At 41.9% G+C, this 20,033-nt stretch carries 21 protein-coding genes; 3 read left to right on the top strand and 18 right to left on the bottom strand.

Annotation, left to right across the window (positions count from 1 at the left end):
- Positions 1-754 precede the first annotated feature (754 nt).
- Entirely contained in the window at positions 755-1,708 is a 954-nt protein-coding gene (locus ACT3ID_RS10495; RefSeq protein WP_491541983.1) for a PorV/PorQ family protein, read from the top strand.
- 987 nt (positions 1,709-2,695) lie between these two features.
- Here ACT3ID_RS10495 and ACT3ID_RS10490 read toward each other — a convergent pair.
- The 8 genes from ACT3ID_RS10490 to ACT3ID_RS10455 form a co-directional block, all read right to left on the bottom strand.
- Positions 2,696-3,352: a 7-carboxy-7-deazaguanine synthase QueE gene (locus ACT3ID_RS10490; RefSeq protein WP_491541982.1), complete on the bottom strand. Its 657-nt coding sequence runs from the start codon at positions 3,350-3,352 to the stop codon at positions 2,696-2,698.
- Positions 3,345-3,734, bottom strand: coding sequence for a 6-pyruvoyl trahydropterin synthase family protein (locus ACT3ID_RS10485; RefSeq protein WP_491541981.1), 390 nt, complete (start codon positions 3,732-3,734; stop codon positions 3,345-3,347). Before ACT3ID_RS10485 ends, ACT3ID_RS10490 begins: the two co-directional genes overlap by 8 nt.
- 97 nt (positions 3,735-3,831) lie before the next feature.
- A complete protein-coding gene (locus ACT3ID_RS10480) occupies positions 3,832-4,458 on the bottom strand; it encodes a redoxin domain-containing protein (protein WP_491541980.1) in 627 nt (208 codons plus the stop codon).
- 8 nt (positions 4,459-4,466) lie between these two features.
- Positions 4,467-5,003, bottom strand: coding sequence for a TlpA family protein disulfide reductase (locus tag ACT3ID_RS10475; RefSeq protein WP_491541979.1), 537 nt, complete (start codon positions 5,001-5,003; stop codon positions 4,467-4,469).
- 2 nt (positions 5,004-5,005) lie between these two features.
- Complete coding sequence (locus tag ACT3ID_RS10470) at positions 5,006-5,323, bottom strand: MGMT family protein (RefSeq protein WP_491541978.1); 318 nt, start codon at positions 5,321-5,323, stop codon at positions 5,006-5,008.
- A gap of 37 nt (positions 5,324-5,360) precedes the next feature.
- Entirely contained in the window at positions 5,361-6,242 is an 882-nt protein-coding gene (locus tag ACT3ID_RS10465; RefSeq protein WP_491541977.1) for a Rossmann-like and DUF2520 domain-containing protein, read from the bottom strand.
- A 6-nt stretch (positions 6,243-6,248) separates the two neighbouring features.
- The gene (gene amrB / locus ACT3ID_RS10460) at positions 6,249-7,010 is read right to left on the bottom strand and encodes an AmmeMemoRadiSam system protein B (RefSeq protein ID WP_491541976.1); all 762 of its coding nucleotides are present in this window, start codon (positions 7,008-7,010) and stop codon (positions 6,249-6,251) included.
- An 18-nt stretch (positions 7,011-7,028) separates the two neighbouring features.
- On the bottom strand, positions 7,029-7,658 hold the full coding sequence (locus ACT3ID_RS10455) for a 4'-phosphopantetheinyl transferase family protein (RefSeq protein ID WP_491541975.1): 630 nt from the start codon (positions 7,656-7,658) through the stop codon (positions 7,029-7,031).
- A gap of 194 nt (positions 7,659-7,852) precedes the next feature.
- On the opposite strand from ACT3ID_RS10455, the gene lysS reads away from it, so the two are divergent.
- On the top strand, positions 7,853-9,388 hold the full coding sequence (gene lysS, locus ACT3ID_RS10450) for a lysine--tRNA ligase (protein WP_491541974.1): 1,536 nt from the start codon (positions 7,853-7,855) through the stop codon (positions 9,386-9,388).
- A gap of 98 nt (positions 9,389-9,486) precedes the next feature.
- Positions 9,487-10,710 carry an FtsX-like permease family protein gene (locus ACT3ID_RS10445; RefSeq protein WP_491541973.1) on the top strand — a complete coding sequence of 408 codons (1,224 nt, stop codon included), beginning with the start codon at positions 9,487-9,489 and terminating at the stop codon, positions 10,708-10,710.
- A gap of 322 nt (positions 10,711-11,032) precedes the next feature.
- Here ACT3ID_RS10445 and pssA read toward each other — a convergent pair whose 3' ends face one another.
- The 10 genes from pssA to ACT3ID_RS10395 form a co-directional block, all read right to left on the bottom strand.
- Positions 11,033-11,863, bottom strand: a complete 831-nt coding sequence (pssA, locus tag ACT3ID_RS10440; RefSeq protein ID WP_491541972.1) for a CDP-diacylglycerol--serine O-phosphatidyltransferase — start codon at positions 11,861-11,863, stop codon at positions 11,033-11,035.
- A 1-nt stretch (position 11,864) separates the two neighbouring features.
- On the bottom strand, positions 11,865-12,521 hold the full coding sequence (locus tag ACT3ID_RS10435) for a phosphatidylserine decarboxylase family protein (RefSeq protein ID WP_491541971.1): 657 nt from the start codon (positions 12,519-12,521) through the stop codon (positions 11,865-11,867).
- 10 nt (positions 12,522-12,531) lie between these two features.
- The gene (gene rseP / locus ACT3ID_RS10430) at positions 12,532-13,875 is read right to left on the bottom strand and encodes an RIP metalloprotease RseP (protein WP_491541970.1); all 1,344 of its coding nucleotides are present in this window, start codon (positions 13,873-13,875) and stop codon (positions 12,532-12,534) included.
- A 15-nt stretch (positions 13,876-13,890) separates the two neighbouring features.
- A complete protein-coding gene (locus tag ACT3ID_RS10425) occupies positions 13,891-15,039 on the bottom strand; it encodes a 1-deoxy-D-xylulose-5-phosphate reductoisomerase (protein ID WP_491541969.1) in 1,149 nt (382 codons plus the stop codon).
- Between the two features lie 94 nt (positions 15,040-15,133).
- Complete coding sequence (locus tag ACT3ID_RS10420) at positions 15,134-16,033, bottom strand: histone deacetylase family protein (protein WP_491541968.1); 900 nt, start codon at positions 16,031-16,033, stop codon at positions 15,134-15,136.
- A gap of 25 nt (positions 16,034-16,058) precedes the next feature.
- Positions 16,059-16,823, bottom strand: a complete 765-nt coding sequence (gene pgeF / locus ACT3ID_RS10415) for a peptidoglycan editing factor PgeF (RefSeq protein WP_491541967.1) — start codon at positions 16,821-16,823, stop codon at positions 16,059-16,061.
- A complete protein-coding gene (gene aroE / locus ACT3ID_RS10410) occupies positions 16,804-17,664 on the bottom strand; it encodes a shikimate dehydrogenase (RefSeq protein WP_491541966.1) in 861 nt (286 codons plus the stop codon). The genes pgeF and aroE overlap by 20 nt, the downstream gene beginning before the upstream one ends.
- A 72-nt stretch (positions 17,665-17,736) precedes the next feature.
- A complete protein-coding gene (locus ACT3ID_RS10405) occupies positions 17,737-18,234 on the bottom strand; it encodes an SRPBCC family protein (protein ID WP_491541965.1) in 498 nt (165 codons plus the stop codon).
- A 241-nt stretch (positions 18,235-18,475) separates the two neighbouring features.
- Entirely contained in the window at positions 18,476-19,078 is a 603-nt protein-coding gene (tmk, locus tag ACT3ID_RS10400; RefSeq protein ID WP_491541964.1) for a dTMP kinase, read from the bottom strand.
- Between the two features lie 151 nt (positions 19,079-19,229).
- Entirely contained in the window at positions 19,230-19,958 is a 729-nt protein-coding gene (locus ACT3ID_RS10395; RefSeq protein WP_491541963.1) for a PspC domain-containing protein, read from the bottom strand.
- Between the last annotated feature and the right edge of the window lie 75 nt (positions 19,959-20,033).

The following is a 20,033-nucleotide window of genomic DNA, read 5'->3' as shown; positions in this document are numbered from 1 at the left end:
CCGATTTTTCGGAGCCACCACCAACTGATATTTTTATGAGCTGATTTTTGCATAACGACCTGAAGATAATAGCCGGCTGTTCGAAAATCAACAACTTTATTTTGTAAACTTGAATTATCCTGTGAGGGTTAAATACTACTTGTTAAAGTTATATTGTTGAATGAGATCTTCAACCCTCCTGTTTACAAGGAATGATCCCATTTTATCTGTCTTGGACTGAAGACTGATGTAAACAGAATTTTCATATGAGTGATATCCCTCCAGCCATTTGATAACCTTTCCGATCACGAAGAATTCCTCATCATTGACTAATCCACTCTTCGGTGATTCTGGACCGGTTGGAGAACGAGAAATTCGAAAACAATGTGCTTTGATTGAGAGCACACCGGTCAATATCACTACTATTTGTCATCGTTGCAGAAGTTTCGGGAGTGGGATTTCATATACTAATTCATGCTTTGCCATGTAACGATTGAGTTGTCTCGAATATAGTTGAGATTCCTCATCATGCAGGAAACTACTGAATTCTTCGGAATGACCTGGACTACAGAACAAATAACCCATATTTACCTCGGGAGCAGAGCTCCCACAGAACTGTATTCGCAACGCAAAAACCCATAACTCGCAACCCACAACTCCTTCTTGTGAATATTTAGGTAATCAATCCCTAAAGTTAACACATTTTATATTATGCTTTTGTGTTAAAATCTGACCATATTTTGCCCATCATACTAAGGGATCTCCAAAATTCATTATGAGTAAATTAAGTTACTTCATCGGGACCTGCTTTGCATTGCTATTTATTTGCAGCAGTTCATTTGCACAACAGTCGGGATTGGACATGCTTACCATCGGTCCCAACGCACAGGCACTGGGGCTCAATCAAGCGGTAACTGCTGATCTATTGGGAGCATCCAACCTTTATACAAATCCGGCCAACCTGGCATTCGAGCAAAATTCAAGTCTTAATGGTACCTATACCCTTTGGATAGGAGATTTAGACCATTCCAATGCGGGAGTAAATTTGCGAAAAGGTTCGCGTGCATTGGCCTTTGGATTTCTTGGCTCACAAGTTAATGGTATTCCGTTGCGTGGTAATCAACCCGGGCCTCCGGATGGAACATTTAATATGAGTTCTGTATCACTTAGTGGCGGCTATGCTTATCGATTTGGACCCGTAGCATTGGGCGGCGCACTTCAATTCCTGCACGAAGAATTTCACGTCTACAATGCATCAGGATATGCCGCCAGTTTTGGTGCCGGTGCTCGAATCATGGAAGGAAAAGTTCAGCTGGGTGCCAGTCTGCTGAATCTTGGTGAAATGAGTGAGCTAAGAAATGAAGCTACTTCTCTGCCGACTACCTTTCGTACCGGCTTTGATGCCAGACTACTAACTTTTTTGCCGCCCAAGAATGATGACTTGCCTATTGCCGTCAATTTAAAAAATGACTGGGTATTTCCGATCAAGTCTATTCGCGGTACCACACAAAGTGAACCTGCGGATGACATTTACACCAGTATTGCCCTGGAGTTTGATGTAGCAAATATCATTGCTTTGCGAACCGGGTATAAGACGGGAGACACGGTCAGGCATTGGAGTGCCGGTGCGGGCATAACCGTGGCAAATATTATCGTGAATTATGCTTTAATTCCCTTTGAAACCGGCTTTGGAACTGCGCATTCCATAGGACTGCAGTATCGATTTTGATTTTGTCATCTGCTGCATAGCTATGATAGAACATATCCCTCCTTACTTGAGCAGTCCTTCTTAAAAGGGTATGATAAAACAACTGTAAAGCCGGCTTTAGCTCACAGGCTCGTCTGCCTGTAGTAATGTAGAAGTTGTACTTTCTGCAGATAGCGAAGCAGTTTCACTACCTCGGAGTGTTTATGTCCATTTTTTGTCGCCAAAAAATAGACGAAAAAAGCGCCGGCCCCGTGGAATCCTTCCGATACCTCGGAGGGCCACAAAGTGGCATTCCATAGGGCCAGGGGAATCGTAGATATTGTTCTTACAATAGCAGTAAATCGGGGATCGCTTTTCTACATTAGTCATTATTCTAATAATATCTTCCCGCGATTCGCCCCGGCCCCCATTATTAACCTGTATTATTTAAACTAAATAGAAGTTTATTAATTTTTCAGGTACAATTATTCCATTGGTAATTTCACTGATTTCTAAGAAGGCCTAAGAATTATGTATCGCTTCAGCACAAATTCTTAGACCGTTGATTAGACCGTGAGAGTGAATAAAATGAAGGCTTAATAACAAGAAATAAGCAACTTATCCCTGGCTCTCCGGCCTTAGCGGGTAAGGGGTAGAAAGGGTAAGCGGCGGACCGATAAGAAATAAATGGGGAAAGATATGATTAAGCAACTGGCGATCCGGAGCAGGAAATTTTTTGTAACCTGCAGAAAAAACAACATCTGCATTTATTTCCGGTCCGACCGAGCCCGTGCCCCGAAGCCGGTTAGCCGGTGAGTTTTACTGCACCTTTTGCTCACTCAAAAGGTGCAAAAGAAAAGATTGTTTTCACTGACCGTGTACACCTACCAGCATGACCAAACAACAAGTTGGAAAGAAACCCAATGGTTCGTGATTGAATTAATAAAGGAGGACCAATATTTATTTACACCCTTCGCCCGTTCCGGCAAACCACGGGCTAACATGATATATAAACTCAATCTTATAATGCTATCGGACACCCATGAATTTGTGTGTCTGCAGGCTGATGCCCCACTCTGGATTGGCCTTCACATAATCAATAATAAGATCTACAGCTCCCTCCTTTTCCCACTCGGGCTGTAAGAGAAGTTTCGTATTGTCGGGACATTTTTCGGCGTTCTTTTCGGCCCATTCCAGATCCTTATTCGTAAGTACCACAACTTTCAGCTCATCAACATAAGGGAAAATATCGTCAAGCGGCTCTTTAAAGCGTTTAGGCGAAAGTGTGATCCAGTCAAGGTAACCAGAAATGGGTGACGATCCGCTTGTTTCGATATGCACCTGAAGTCCGGCCTGTTTAAGCTGAAACGTCAATGGATCCAGGTCGTGCAGTAGTGGTTCGCCGCCGGTGATCACAGCGAATTCAGCGCCACTCTCTTTAGCACGATTTACGATATTCTCTACCGATTCAGTGGGATGTTCATCTTCATCCCAGCTCTCCTTCACATCACACCACCAGCAGTTGACATCGCAGCCTGCCGTACGAATAAAATATGCCGGGCGTCCGGTATGTGCTCCTTCCCCCTGGATCGTATAGAAATCCTCCATCAACGGATATTCTACCGCATTCATCTCATCCTGATCGATGAGCTCTTCCAGTTCTTCCTGATCTAATTCGTTAAACATTGTCTTCAGTATATTCAACCCAGCTATTTTCCGTCTCCCAAACGGTAATCCTCAGTTCAATAGTATCCGGGATACGCTGCTTGGTTTCATTATAAATAAATTCAGCGATACGTTCTGCCGTGGGATTTACCGGCAGCTCTTCATTCAAGACCGAATGATCCAGTCCACCCTTCTCGGAATCCTTTGCAGGCCATTTTAATTCCCTGAAATCGCAAACCATATCATCGCTGTCCAGGTACTTTGAAGGATGCAATTTATGGGACTTCGCTTCAACATGCACTTTATAGTTATGTCCATGCATGCGTCCACACTTGCCGTCGTAGCCATCTATCAGATGGGCAGCATCAAACGTAAACTCAGTATGTAGCTTCCATGTAGGCATCTAATTGATCATTCATTCAAAAAAAGAAAGGCTTGCCTCGATTGACAAGCCCTTAAGATAATGAACTAATGGCAAAAACTACATATTGTAGTCTGACCTATTTAGGAAATTTAATAGTACAACCTAATGCTTTTGTAGTTTTGGGATTGATCTCCTTGCCTTCCGCTAAATTTTTAATCGCATTTTTTAAATATGGCTGCTCTACATTTTCAGCTGATTTCGCATCATCATCAATAGCACCGGTATAAACCAGTTCCATGTCGCTGTTGAATAAAAAGATATCAGGCGTACGGGTAGCACCAAACGCTTCGGCCAGTTTCGCCTGTTCATCAAGTGCATAGTAGAATTCGTAGTTACTTGATTCAGCCCGCTGCTGCATATCCTCCATTGATTCTCCACCATCGCGAATGGCGGCGTTGGGATTCAAAGCAATGACGCCAATTCCATTTTCTTCAGCAAGTTTAGCAATTGGATTATAACGATCTTCCCATGCCTCAACCCAGGGACAGGTATTGCATGAAAAGTTAACAAGCAATCCATTTTCTTTTGCTACTTCTTCCAAGGTCAACACTTCACCGGATACATCCGTGACTTCTATATCAGTAAGCGGCGCCTTTGCTCCAATCTCTAAACGATCTGCCGTTTTATTCTCTACAGGCAAAAATGCCAGAATTCCGGCAGCTAGTAAGATCGGCAAAATGAATAACAGTTTATATCTCTTCATAGCATTGGTTATTTGATTGCATTTTTAATGTTTCGCTCAAACTTCTCGTAGTCGGCACCCTGTTCCCAGCTGGAAACAACAGTGCCATCTTTGTTCAAGATTTTTGTAAATGGCAGTGCTCCACTCCATTTATCCGATAACGCCTCAATAAACGGTTGATCTTTTCCAGTCTTAAAATAAGTAGTCCAGTCAACATTTTGTTCTTTAAGAAATTCCAGTGCGCGATCACGACTATCGGGAAAGTCCGCCGATACAAATATTACTTTCAACTCATCACTATATTTCCGCTGGAGATCAACGATATGTGGAAACTCTTCAATACAGGGAGCGCACCATGTCGCCCAAATATTGACAAGCACTGCCTTTTCCCCCTCGTAAGATTCCACAATTTGCTGTAATTCTGTGGGTGTAACATCTTTCAGCAGACTGTCATCAGGAGCTATAGTCAATGGTGATGCATTCGATATTCCATAAGTCAGTAATACCATCGTAAAAATGATAAGTATTGACAGCACCAGGCTTTTAACTATTGAGGAAATAGACATAGCTACTCAGAATTTTTTTTGTTTGGATCCCAAAAATGAGCTTCAATGTCGATCTGATAATCATCAATAAATTTGACTCCCTCCTGTTGCAGGCGTTCGCGCATCGTATCATCCGGAAAGTGACTCCGCCCCGTCAATTCTCCGTTTCTGTTGACTACTCTATGAGCCGGAATCTTACCGCCGGATTTATTAAGAGCATATCCTACCATTCGTGCCCCGGATGCAATACCCAAAAATCGTGCAATGGCTCCATATGTTGAAACACGTCCCTTTGGAATTTCGGCAACCACTTCATACACACGTTTATAATAGTCATCCATAGGTCCCATTCAATAATGTCTAAATTGTTCACATGTTTTACAATTTAAAACTATTAAGCAAGATGTTACATATTTTTTCATAGGGATCTTCTTGCCTGGGTTCTGATCGATCAACTAATGAAAGAGTTTGTAATCCTAACAGACAATAAAGATTTCTTAGTTCCTGTTGGTCTTCCAGGAGAGCCAGATGGTTCTGAATAGTTTCAAAATCACCGCGTTTTATGGGACCGGTCAGAGCTTCCGAAAAGGACTTATTTTCCACATTATCTAATGTATTATGGACAAGCGGCAGTAATGCTTTTTTCACTAGCTTATCGGGAAGGCCAGCAGATGTCCCTATTTTTACTGATGTATCCAGAAGTGTTGTCAGATAATTACAAGCCGTTACCGCTGCGATATGAAGATAAGCTTTTTGTTCAGCTGTCACTTCAAGTGTCTGTGCTCCCAACTTTTGCGCTACACTCTTCAGGATGGGAAATATCTCTGTATCTCCCTGTAAACTGAAATAAATATTGCTGAAATGGTCCGGCTTGGAATCAAGTGTAAAAGTCTGCAATGGATGAAAGGATGCAACCTTTGCCCCTTTTGATTTGAGCGGATCCAACAAGCCAGCCGGCTCATTTCCCGAGCAATGAACAAATATTCTGCTTTTAAAATCTCCTTCTAATTGAGATAACTGGTTTACAAGTACTTTAATCGAATCATCAGATACCGTCAAAAAAACCAGCTCTCCAAGTTCATCAAGTGTGGATGGGAATTTCCCCGCAGTTTCTATCCCTGATGATGTGGCAAGATTCTGAACTCTGTCTTCGGTACGGTTGAAAATGCTTGTAACCAATAAATCGCTTGCTAATAACGATTTCGTCAGTGCTGTTCCCAGCCTTCCTATTCCGATGACTGAAATTTCAGGAAGATCCATCGGTGATTAAAAGATCACGTGTTCACGGTCGGCATAGGCTGTTAGCAAACTTCCGGAATAATCTTCATACTCTCCCTTCAAGAAATTCAAATTAAGCTTCCATTTATTAGCGACGATAATACCCGCCATAAAAGCGGTAGTTCCTTTAATATTCGAATCTCCGCTGTAGAGATAGTTCATTAATTGCGATTGGTTATCAGCTTCTAAAATATCCAGCACTTTATCGAACTCCTGCTTTCGCTCATTATCAAGTTCACAGCAAAAAACAATCAAGGCATTGCGCGAAGCCAACACTTCTTCAAGAACATAGGCTAACTCTTTTATAATAGCGGGTTCTTTGTCTGCAATTTGGACGCTCAAGGCTTTAAAATCATCCGACAAAACCTGTAGAAACATCAACTGCTGAAACAGGCTGATCTCTTTATTAAAAGCTTCATCATGAATAAAGAAATCATCATCTTCATCGCAAAATTCATTCCGCAAATAGTCGTCTACCGGCACTTTTCCCAATGGAGTTTCAAAAAATGAGTTGGATGCCATCGGCAGCTTTTTATCGAGCTTCTCATCATAGGATTCCACCACAACAACAGTATCGTAATTCGCCATATCCAACCGGCTGTAGATATCGGAGACTCGTTCAAAATTTTCATCGTTTATAACTTCGGGAGCAAATAAAACGCGAATATCTTCATTCAATTCCGGATGTTTTTCTCTCGCTTTGCTAAGCCCTTGTTCTATCTGTTCCCGGTTATAGGAGGTAATATTCATAAACTTTGCTGATCAATTTTATTGAAGTAAATATGCTATAGCCAACCAGTGATTGCTCTTTTGAAAACTACAAATTTTAGCTGTTTTGTCATTATTTAATTCCACAAAATAATCCTCCCCTTCTTTTTGAATCCAAACCTGATTCATATTCAGTCGCAGCCCTTGTCCCCGTAGCTTAACATATGCTTCTTTAATGGTCCATAGACGAAGAGAGTCCATATCGGCAAATAGTTCTGTTTCATTGGGATGCAGGATTCGCCGCTTTAATTTTACGGGGACTTTTCGCTGGATGGGTTCGATATCCACACCAATTGCATGCGCATCAGAAATACCGCAAAACACCATCTTCTTGGTATGAGCAATGCTTACATGATATTCGTTTTCATGCGATACCCCGAACGGTTGCCCCAGCTTATCTTTGGTAATAGTTAGATTTTTTACTCCCAGATTTTGGGCCAATGCTTTAAGCGTTAATCGTGAGCTGATATACTCTTGCTGCCTGCGCAAATTTGTAAAGCTGTCGAGCTCTTCCAACTCAACCTCATTCAGCTGTTTTAAAGCATCAGTAGTTAGATCCATAATCTCCGACAGAGCAAACTGTCCCTGAAATGGTAATCTGTTATGTATTTCAGAAGTAATATTATGCATAAACTTTTTTATCATTAAGAGCTGAAAATCCCTAAATTTCTTCTCTTCTGAAACTCCTATAATTATAAAAAAATCCCATCAGTTAATAGCTAAAAGAAGCTTGTAGTAAATAAGTGATAGTATGCTATGAATTCCCTATTTTTAGCGACTTATAATCATTTCAAAAACAATAGTAATTAATACCTCAATTTTCCATGAGTAACACTGAGTCCTCAGTTAGTGAACAACACGAAATCCGTCTCGAAAAATTAGAGCAACTTCGGGAGCTGGGCTATGAACCGTATCCCTATGATTTCGAAGTCACTCATAAGAGCAAATATATATTGGATCATCCTGAACTAATAAAAAAGGACGATCAAGATGAGGACGAAGTAGAAAAAGTGTCTGTGGCAGGACGCGTTATGACGCGCCGGATCATGGGCGGATCCACATTCTTTAACCTGCAGGATTCGGAAGGAGAAATACAGGTTTACATCCGCAAAAATGATGTAGGCGAAGAAAAATATAACACCGTATTCAAAAAGCTTACAGATATCGGAGATATTGTAGGTGTTAAAGGTCATGTCTTTAAAACCGGTACGGGCGAAACCACCGTCTATGCGAAAGAGTTTGAAATGCTCAGTAAAACGCTCCGCCCTATTCCAATACCCAAAGAGGTGGAAGAAGATGGTGAAACAAAAACGTATGATGCGTTTACAGATAAAGAACAACGATACCGGCAGCGATATCTGGATCTTATTGTCAATCCGGAAGTACGCGGAGTCTTCCAACAGCGGACAGAGATGGTTCAGGCGATGCGTAATTTCATGAATGACAAAGGGTATCTCGAAGTAGAGACACCGATTCTGCAACCTATTTACGGCGGTGCTTCAGCCAAGCCTTTTGTTACGCATCATAATGCGCTGGATATGAAGCTGTATTTGCGAATTGCTAATGAGCTTTATCTAAAGCGGCTTATTGTAGGCGGATATGATGGCGTCTATGAATTTTCAAAGGATTTCCGAAACGAGGGGCTTTCGCGATTTCACAATCCGGAGTTTACTCAGGTTGAGCTTTATGTAGCATATGAGGATTACAACTGGATGATGGATTTTGTTGAGGCAATGCTGGAAAATGTAGCAAAAACGCTGCACGGCTCCACGAAAGTTCAAGTCGGAGATAATGAGATTGATTTTGCACGGCCCTGGCCGCGAATCCCGATGTTTGAAGCTATTGAAGAGGAAACAGGTAAAGATCTGTACAGCAAAGAGCTGGATGAGCTTGAAGAGATAGCACAGGAACTCAATATAGAGCTCGAAGATAATTCCGGGAAAGGCAAAATCATCGATGAGATTTTCGAAGAATACGTAGAACCCAATCTCATTCAGCCGACCTTTATTACTGATTATCCCATTGAAATGAGCCCCCTGGCCAAAAAGCATCGTGAAAAAGAAGGGCTTGTTGAGCGGTTTGAATGTATCTGTAACGGCAAAGAGATCGCCAATGCCTTTTCGGAGCTTAATGATCCGGTTGACCAGCGAGAGCGATTCGAAGAACAAGCTCGTCTGCGTGCACAAGGTGATGAAGAAGCTATGGAGATTGACGAAGATTTTCTGCAGGCTCTGGAGTACGGAATGCCCCCCACGGCAGGTCTCGGTATTGGCATTGACCGTCTTGCCATGATAATGACCGACTCCGACTCAATTCGGGATGTCCTGTTCTTCCCTCAAATGAAACCGGAAAAAGGCTAATTTCAAATGCCAAATAATAAACTCCAAACACTTTTCTGTTTATTACCGGTGCTGAAGTTTGATATTTGTTGTAATTTGTATTTTGAACTTTGTTAAATATGAACTTTGAGTGGTATTTAGCCAAACGATACTTCAAGGGTAAGAGAAAGGGATCCAGTTTCTTATCCTTTATTAAGACGATGGCTATTACCGGCGTGGCTGTGGGTTCAGCGGGGCTTTTGATTGCTCTATCGGTGGTTCACGGCTTTAAGTCTGTCATCGATGATAAAGTTCTGGGGTTTGCTCCACATGTCACTGTTACTACCTATGGAGATGATTCTATCAACCGTGCTGATACCCTGTTAAAGAACCTCCATACCTATCCAGAAGTTGGTCAGGCACAAGCCGTGGTGAATGGCCAGTCGATGTTACAATCAGAGGATGTTACCGGTACGCTTTTAAAAGGGGTAGATGAAGCCGGCGATGTTACTGATATCAGAGAATATATCAGGAGCGGAACGTACGATCTTTCAACTGACAGCAGCGGGCGCCCCGGTATTGTATTGGGAGCTGAACTTGCCAGAACATTGGGTGCTGATACCAATGATGTAGTAACAGCATATACCGTGCAAGGGTTACCCTCTCCCTTTAGTTCACCGGAGATAAAGCAATTTCGCTTAGCAGGCATTTATCAGACGGGAATTGGTCAGTTTGATGATGTTCTGGGACTTGTGGCACGTCCCCATGCCCAGGAGCTTTTCCAAAGATCGGAATCGGAAGCCTCCGCCATTGAAATCCGCCTCAAAAATCAATCTGATATTGCCTCTTTTGGGGAACAGCTGGATGACAAACTGCAGTTTCCCTATTTCGTCGAAACCATTTACCAGCGGTACAGTAGTATATTTGCCTGGGTAGACCTGCAAGAACAGACGATTCCCTTTGTTATCAGCGTGATGATTATTGTAGCTGCTTTTAACCTGATCGGCACAGTTTTAATGATGGTACTTGAACGCACCCGCGACATCGGTATTCTCAAAACAATGGGTGCCAGCGATAAAAGTATTCACGGCGTATTTTTATTAGAGGGATTATTTGTTGCCGTTGTTGGACTTGCAATCGGTATTTCTCTTTCTCTCCTCTTTGCCTGGTTACAAACGACCTATCAGATTATCCCGCTTTCCGAAGAAAATTATTATATGGCCTATGCTCCCGTAGAACCACATATGTTAGATTTTTTGATCGTAACTGCCGTTACGCTGCTCCTTTGTGCCTTGGCATCGTGGTTACCCGCTCGAATTGCTGCGAATACGGATCCGCTGAAAGTTATTGCATACGGCCGGTAATCCTTACCGGCAATCGGGCGGCTGGGTTTGCCGTCCGGTGGATAGAAAAAGCAGGAGAAATTGGCGATGGCTATTAGTCCACCAGCTCGCAAAGCCAGGGTGGCAAGCGTTCTTTCAATCAATCCGCCCGACCGCAGAACCAGTGTCGGACAGTTTCGGAGTGGCTTGGGTTCCTCATAAGGGTCGGGAGCAGAGCTCACTCCCAACTTCCAATTGGTTACGCACAGGCAGGCATCGGAACGAGATAATGTGGGGCGGAAGCAGAGCTGCCCCCAACAAATAACAGAAAGTGTAAGCGGGCGCTCGCCTCTATCAGAAGGTTTTAATAAGTCTCATCTTCAAAATCCTGTTCCTCAGAAAAAGCTTCTTGCCAGAATAAATAGCTTCCGACGAAAATTCCTTTCAGGATAAACGCAGAAAACACAATCATCAAACCTACTTCCTGGAATAACAGGATAAGAATTCCGTAGAAGATAAATAGGAAAAACTTCCCTTTATGTTCCTTAATCGATTTCTTGTCGAAACCCGGTATTTTATCAAACGGAATAGTGCTAACCATTAAAAAGGAGAGCAACACTATTAAGGGTACGAGCACAGTATTTAATCCGTATTCAAAACCTTCGAACATTTCCAATTTATTGTAAAAAGTAAGATAAAACGCCGCAATCATTATTGCATGTCCCGGTATAGGAAGTCCTTTAAAAAAGTTGCTGCGGGTTTCTTGCACATCAACATTATAACGTGCCAGTCTTACCGCTCCACATAACGGAGGTAGTGCACTCAATATAATTCCCACAAAGGGCATTTCACTCAGTCCAAAGCTATACAAAAGAAACCCCGGGGCTACTCCGAATGACACGACATCACTTATCGAATCAAGCTCGATACCAAACTGGCTGGTGGCGTTGGAAAGGCGGGCCATAAATCCATCAAGCGCATCAAAAAGACCGGCAAAGACAATCAACCACGCACCGAAGAAGAGACGGCCCTCAGCAATGCTGATGATAGCCAAAAAGCCACAGAAAAGATTCATCAAGGTGAAAAAACTGGGAATGACGGTGCGGGGGATCTGTTTTCGTTTGCGCCCGTTTTGCTCCCGTTTCTTTTTTCTACGACGTCGAAATCGCTTCCATTTTTGTATGGGATATTTCATTTTATGCGTTGATCGTAGCTAAAATTGTTTCACCGGCCACAGCTTTTTCTCCTTCCGATACATTTACCTCAACATCCAATGGCACAAGTATATCCATTCTCGAACCAAACTTCATCATTCCGAACCGATCCCCTGCTTTAATCTCATCACCTACATCTATATGATATACAATACGGCGTGCAAGAAAGCCCGTAATCTGCCTGAAAAATATTTTAGTACCCGAAGGATGTCTGACGCCAAAATCGGCTCGTTCATTCATCTCCGAGGAACGGTGATCGAATGCCATCAAATAGAGACCTGGTTCATACTCCAGATACTCAACTTTGCCCGTTACCGGAATGCGATTTACGTGTACATCCAGCGGCGATAGAAATATACTAATCTGCTTAGCACGGGCATTGATATATCGATTTTCATCAACTTCTTTAATCTGTACAATATTTCCATCTGCCGGGGAAAGCACATAATTGTCACCTTCGGTAATATCCCTGTCAGGATCCCGAAAGAAAAAGAGCATAAAGGCAACGAGCAAAACCATCGCCACATAAAGAATATAGGCCGTCCAGTGAGGCTCTAAGTAATAGTGAGCAAAACCACTGACGATAACAGCAAAAATTACTGTTATAAATATCGTTGTGTACCCATCACGTGCAAACATATATGTTTATTTAGCCAAACTGTCTGAGAATATCGTTGAAAGTAACGAAAATAAAGAGTGCGATTATAAGCAAAAATCCAATCTGTTGCAGGGCCATACGCACTTTGGCAGAAGGCTCGCGACGGGTAATGCCTTCATATATTAAAAACATTAGGTGACCACCGTCTAGTACGGGGATAGGCAGGATGTTCATAATGGCCAGTGTAACACTGAGAAAGGCTGTAATATTCCAGAAGCCGATAGCCCCACCGGCATCTGTAGCTTGTTTCGTTACATTAGCTATTGCAACAGGACCACCCAGATTATCTCTTACCGAAATATCTCCCGAAAACATTTTACTAAATCCCTGAATGATACCTGTAAGAGTCTGATTAGTTTTTTGGACGCCAACACTGGCTGATTCAAATAGTCCATACTGAAAACGATCGACTTTAAAAAAATCTTCGGCATCGGGCTGAAAACCAATACCAATCTGATTTTGCTCATTAGGCAAAAGTTTAAATTCTTTCGTAACTCCATCTCTGTTTACAGCTATAAGCAAACTATCCTCAGAGGATGAAATTTTTGTAATTACTTCCTGAAGATAATTGACACGCTCTCCATTTATGGCCGTTATTACATCACCACTTTGAATACCGGCCTGATCAGCAGGTGCTCCATTCTGCACCTGGGTAATGGGCACGTTTGGCATAGCATTATTCAGCGTAATAAAACCCCGCTGACCTAAATCATCTAACAGTGAATCAGCGATTGGAATGGTTTTTTGTTGGCCATCTCGCAGTACCGTATAACTCAGGGATGAAGCAGTCATCTCATTGGGAGCAAACAGATCCTCAAAATACGGTACCTCTTTACCATTTACTCCTATAATCTTATCCCCGGTTTCAAATCCAACCTGAGAGGCCAGTGATCCTTCCTGGACATAAATACCATTTACACTATCGATATCCACCTTTACATCGCCGTTTGAGAAGGCAAGCCCGGCATAAATAAGGACAGCTAAAATCATATTAAAGATTACTCCGGCCGTAATAACGATCATTCGCTGCCAAACCGGCTTGCTCCGGTATTCCCAGGGTTTGGGCTCTTCATCCAGATAATCATCATCCATACTTTCATCGATCATACCGGATATTTTCACATAGCCGCCCAGCGGTGTAGCCCCGATACAGTAATCGGTTCCACCTTTTTGAAATCCCCAGATTCGGGGCGGAAATCCCAGTGAAAAGCGTTCAACACGCATCCCAAAAAGCTTTGCAGCCAGGAAATGGCCAAGCTCATGGAAAAACACCAATATGAGTAGCGCAGCGGCAAATATTCCCAGCGTAGATAATAAACTTACAATCCATTCCATGTATCGCGATACAGATTAAAGTGTTGCAGCCAGTTGTCTGGCTTGATTGTCTATATTTTTCAGAGATTCTAACGTAATAACATCAGAATTATTTAACTGTTCCAAACACCCTTCAATGATGTCCGGTATCTTCATAAACGTAATTTCCTGATTCAGGAATCGTTCAACAGCTATTTCGTTGGCGGCATTCAAAATAGCCGGTGACAGTCCTCCTTCTTTGATCGATTCCATGGCAAGTCGCAAGCAGGGGAATCGGTCAAAATCAACCGGTTCAAATGTTAAATCAAAGGCCGACTTCCAATCCAGACGCGGTGCATCCAGATCAATTCGATCGGGCGAAGTAAGCGCATATAAAATTGGTACTTTCATCGTCGGAGGCCCCAACTGCGCCTTGCTGGATCCGTCGGTAAAGGTCACAACAGAGTGTATAACGCTTTGTGGATGAACGACAGCCTCAATTTTTGATAATGGCATATCAAACAGCCAGTGAGCTTCTATGATCTCAAGTCCCTTATTCATCATTGTAGCTGAATCGATAGTAATTTTAGCACCCATCGACCAGTTTGGATGATCAAGCGCATCAGAGACTGTAATCTCCTGCATCTGTTTTTTCGTCCACGTACGAAATGGTCCACCGCTGGCCGTAATTACCAGCTTTTCAATCTTATCGAGCGGCTCACCCACCAGGCATTGAAGCATGGCACTGTGTTCGGAATCAACAGGAATCAGCTGACTCCGGTTGTCTTTGATAATTTCATCAATGATTTTACCACCTACCACCAGCGATTCTTTGTTAGCCAGCGCTACTTTTTTGCCCGCACGGAGCGCTTTCAGTGTTGGTTCAAATCCAGCAAACCCAACAAGGCTATTTAAAATGACATCGGCTTCTTCAAGAGTAGCCAGTTCCGTAAGATCATCACTTCCGGCCAAGACTTTAGTTTCCCGGCTATTAATTTGGTTTCTGAATGGTTTAATTGCATCCTTTTCACAAAGCAGAGCATATTTCGGCTTAAATTCGTTAACTTGGTCGGCCATTTTCTCCCAGCTACTGTTGCAGCTTATGGCAAGTACATCAAATCTGTCGGGATGTTCCCTGACAATATCCAGGGCCTGTTCGCCTATGGAGCCCGTTGAACCCAGTATGACCAGTTTCTTTTGCTTCAAGAGTATAATTCTTCAATTCAAAATAGTTTCGAAGATAGATAAAAACAGCTAGAAATCTGAATAGAATAACCCACAATTTTCTGATGTAATAAAATTAATACTCCAGTTCTTTTGCTGTTTTATACATAAGCGCGTGCGCCGATACCGTCTCTTTAAGTGAAGGAGCATATCCGCCCGAAAGCAAAAGTACCAACGGCACATCCTTTGATGTTATTTTTTTGATGACTATCCGGTCACGCCTTTCCAATCCCTCTGTAGTCAATGACAAACGTCCGAAGTGATCGGTCTCCAGCGGATCAATTCCGCCAAGATAAAAAACCAAATCTGGTTTAAACTTTTGAAAAACAGTGTCTAAAGCATCTCCAAGCTTCTGCAAATAAACTTTGTCACCGGTTCCATCAGCAAGACCTATATCATACGTGGATGGTGGCTTTTTAAAAGGATAGTTATTGGCTCCATGCAGGGAAAATGTAAAAACATTCTGATTGTCTTTAAAAATTTCGGCCGTGCCATTTCCCTGGTGCACATCACAATCAATCACTAAAATCTTTTTTGCCCACATCGATTGTTGCAGCACATTAATAGCTACCGCAACGTCATTGAACACGCAAAATCCCTCCCCATAATCAGACATTGCATGGTGAGTACCACCCGCCAAGTTACCAGAAATACCATCTTGTAACGCCATCAGGGCAGCATTAATTGTCCCCTGTACTGCTAGTCTGGATCGAACAGCTAACTTCTTTGACCATGGAAGCCCCAGGCGACGTAATTCACGGTATTCGAGATTCCCTTTCATTATTCCATTCACATACCGAGCACTGTGAGTTGTAAGCAAATTAGTCATATCCACCATTGAAGGTTCAACGATATCACTGTGATCGATAACCTCGTGCTCGAGCAAATAACGGTATAAGCCCGAAAATTTTTTCATGGGAAAAACATGCTCTTCAGGTATAGGAGCATAGTATCCCGGGGCATATGATACTCTCACAGCAATATTTAAGCTTTGTTTAACTTCAATTTTGTGCTATCTGAATAAGACCCATCATCCGGCCGCTCTGTTCTCGTTCTCTGCGATATGAGTAAAAATGTTCTTTATCCTCAATGGTACACTCTTCTCGTATCTCAACGTGTGCTTGCTGTATTCCCGACTGTTCAAGCTGAAACTTGAGAAAAGACTTCAAATCCAGATGAGGTTTTTCATAATGTTCATAGTCAATAAATTCATCCGGAAACTGTTCTGCCACCTCCTCTCCTATTTCAAAATTTTCCAGAGAAATACAGGGACTCACAAAAGCTTTTACTTTTTGAAGATTGGCTCCTTGCTCTTTCATTTTTTTTATTCCTTTCGGAACGATATCTCCTGCGGCTCCGCGCCATCCGGCATGCAGCGCCCCAATTACTTTATTTTCGAAATCCCACAACAAAACAGCAGCACAATCCGCTACCTGGATAGATAATGTCAATCCCGGAATTTTTGTGATCAATCCGTCTGTAGAAGGATAAGTACCTCCTTCGGTAACTACTCGAATTCTGTTGCTGTGAACCTGATCGGCATAAGCTACCCACTCAGGATCAATCTGCAGCCCTGTTAACAAGACCAGCCTGTTTTTGGCAACCAGTTCTTTTTTTTCAGGAGTGTTAAATCCCAGATTGAGTCCCGGAATATCATGATTATGATAACCAAATTCTTTGTTTTTTAAGGTAAACCATGCCTTAATGCCAGTTGTTTCCAGCTGGGTTGGTTTTATTAACGCAAGTTCAGTTGTCAAGTCTTTCATCTAACGTACTTCTGATAATTTCAGTGGGAAATGAGTGGCCGGTCCATAGTTCAAATGATCGGCTTCCTTGTTGTATTAACATTTCCAATCCACTAATCGTTGTAGTTTCTGTTTGTTTAGCCTGCTTCAAAAATTTCGTCTCAGTTGGATTATACACAATATCGTAACAAATGCGCCCCTCTAAAAATTGAATTTCTGAATCGCGGACAGGTGATCTATCTATATTGGGATGCATACCGAGTGGTGTAGCATTAACTATCAACAAAACTTCATCCACTACTGAGGTCCATTCGTGATAAGAAATGATCTTTACCTGTTCAAAATCTTTAAACGAGCTTATTTTACCAGGTGTCCGAGAAACCAGAAAGAGTTCGTCTATTCCCATTTCCACGAGCGCTACAACTATTGCTTTAGATGCTCCTCCGGTACCAAATATTATAGCATCAGACCCAATAAGATCATTTTCAGAATCTTTCAGTGGCGATAGAAAACCTTCGTAATCGGTATTATATCCTTCAATGCTGTAATTGTTTTTAACAATCGTATTTATTGCCCCAATTTTATGAGCTTTTTGATCAGTATGATCTACATAATCAGCTATAACCTGTTTATAAGGAATGGTTATGTTAGCTCCAAGAAATGTATCTTTATTCAAAAAGACTGCAAGTTCTGCAAGTTCACTGTTTTGCAAATCTACGGCATGATATGTAGCGTCCATTTCATAATATTGCAATGCCTTATTATGCATCAAAGGCGACCAGCTGTGTTCTACTGGATGACCAAATAATAGATAGTGAGGTTTTTCAGATTCGGGGCTCCTTTTAAATTCTTTTAAGTTCATGCAAGAAATTTCTTAAACAAAAAAAATGCGCACTGAAATAGTGCGCATTTTCTACGATAAGTATGTGTTTTTTTACGCTGCTGCTTCCTCCTCAGCCTCGGCGTCTTCTTTCTCAGCTTCTGCAAGTGTTTCATCCACATTTTGCTTAAATGTACCCTCTTCCGCTTCTTCTTTAAACCGTTGAAGGTCTTTTTTCATCTGAGCTGGAAGGCCCTGAATAAATTTCGCCAACTCTTCGTCCGGCTCTCCATAAAAAGTGCGGTAATCAAGACTAAAGTCAACACGAGTACGTTCCCCATTATCAAGTGGAGTAAAACGAATCGTCCCTGTTTGATTCAAGTTACCATTGATGGTAATCCATGCAAAACGGGTGTTTCGCAGATCATCAATGATGTTTGTTGTCCATTCAAATTTTTCGCTACCGAGCGTGGTGGAAAATTCGAATGTTTGCGAGTTTATCTTGTTAACTCTTTCGATACGTTCAAAGAAGTGAGGAAAGTAAGTTGGATCACTTAAGTATTCATAGACTTTGGCTAGAGGCAGGTCAACTTCAATTCTTTCGTGCGCCATAATTTATACTTCAAGATTGGTTAAAATTAGTAGTTGAAACGTTAAAAAAAGGGAGATTTTTAGTTTCAAAGTAGGTGTAACCCACAATGCAATAAATATAGGCATTTTTTCTGTAATCAGCAATTAATACCCCTCAAAATATTTAAACGGCTTTTTTTAAAGTTGAACAACTAATCACAGCAACTCATTTAATATTCAGAGCCTAAAAGTTATCTGTACCAGCATTTACCCCGCTTTCTTTTTAACTACCCAATTCTTGAACCTGCTCCCAAATTTCCCTGTGAACTTGGTCGGCAGGCTGGGTTGCATCCACAGTAAAAATGCGTCCACTATTTTGTGCGATTTTATTAAAACCCTGTATCACTTTCTCAAAAAATTCATCGCCCGACTGTTCCATACGGTCCTTTTTTTCAGACATTCTTTTTTTTGCCTCCATCAGCGGTACTTGCATATAAATTGTAAGATCCGGAATACGCTTATGGCTTGCTATCGCATTCATATTCTCAATCTCATCAAGTGGAATCGACTGGCGCCCATATCCCTGGTAAGCAGTAGTAGAATCATAAAAACGGTCAAGAATTACTACGGCCCCTTCTTTTAAGCTCGGTAATACATTTTCTGCCATCAGCTGCGATCGAGCCGCTGAAAAAAGAAGGAGCTCGGTAACCGGGTCGATGTCATAAGTATCATTCAATAATATTTCGCGCACTTTTTCAGAAACTTCCGGTCCTCCCGGATCCCTGAAAACTTTGACCGTTGCCCCCTCTTTTCCAAGGCGTTTTTGCAGTTTTTCTATTTGTGTTGATTTACCACTGCCGTCGATCCCTTCGAATGTTATAAACACAGGAGTTTTATTTATTAGTTTTTAAACATGACGCCCCAATATAACAATCATCTTAATTTCATGAACCGTTTGGAAAAAGTTCTCATTTCAGAAAGGTCAATAAGGAGTAAAATGTCTCTCCGTACCGCTAAAAAGAAATGACTCTCAACAATTAGAAATCAAAATCGTCCATCATTTCAGGCGGCTCTTTGTCAAGAGCGATAGCTAATCCTATATAAACTAACAGCGAAGTACCAGAACCAGCAAAAAAGGTAATTACGAACAGCAGACGGATGACTGTGGAACTGATGCCAAAATATTTGGCTAATCCTCCACAAACTCCGGCCCATTTTTTATCAGTACGAGATTTATAAAGCTTCTTTGACTGGCGAAATGCATACCTGTCAAAACCGGATTTAGCTGATTTATTCTTACTGCCCGACTTCTTTTTTCTTCCTGATTTGGTTTTACCGCCTAGATCATTGTTCAGCGTAAAGTCTTCCTCGGAGGTGTCATCATAATCGTAATCCTCGAAATCGTAAGAAAAGTCAAAACTTTCTGATTTGCTCTCTTCCTTTTTCTGTTTTTTCGCCTTTTTTCGATCGCCCACTAAAAAGCCAAAGCCAACCAGGGTTACCAGTATTCCGCCGACCAGCGGCATAGCATTAATTAATCCTGATAAATCGGGACCGAAACCTAACCCAAGCATCTGGATCATGTAAACCATACCAACAAAAAACATTGCGATACCCGCAATAGTAGCGAAATTCCAGATATTGGTATTCGCCTTCTTCTCCTCTTCCAAAAACTCCTGCATCGTATTGCGAAGTTCATGGTCCTCGAACTCCATAAGTGAATCGAGATTTTGATAGTCGGAATATTGTCTTGTTTTATCAGCCATAATATTATGCCCATTTATCGTTTGCTAACAACAAACAAATAGTACGTCAACAACCGCTCATTGTTACAATTGAAA

The organism is Fodinibius sp. GM108, assembly GCF_058386985.1.
The sequence above is the reverse complement of the archived record's forward strand: the minus strand, read 5'-3'. Positions and strand labels throughout refer to the sequence as shown.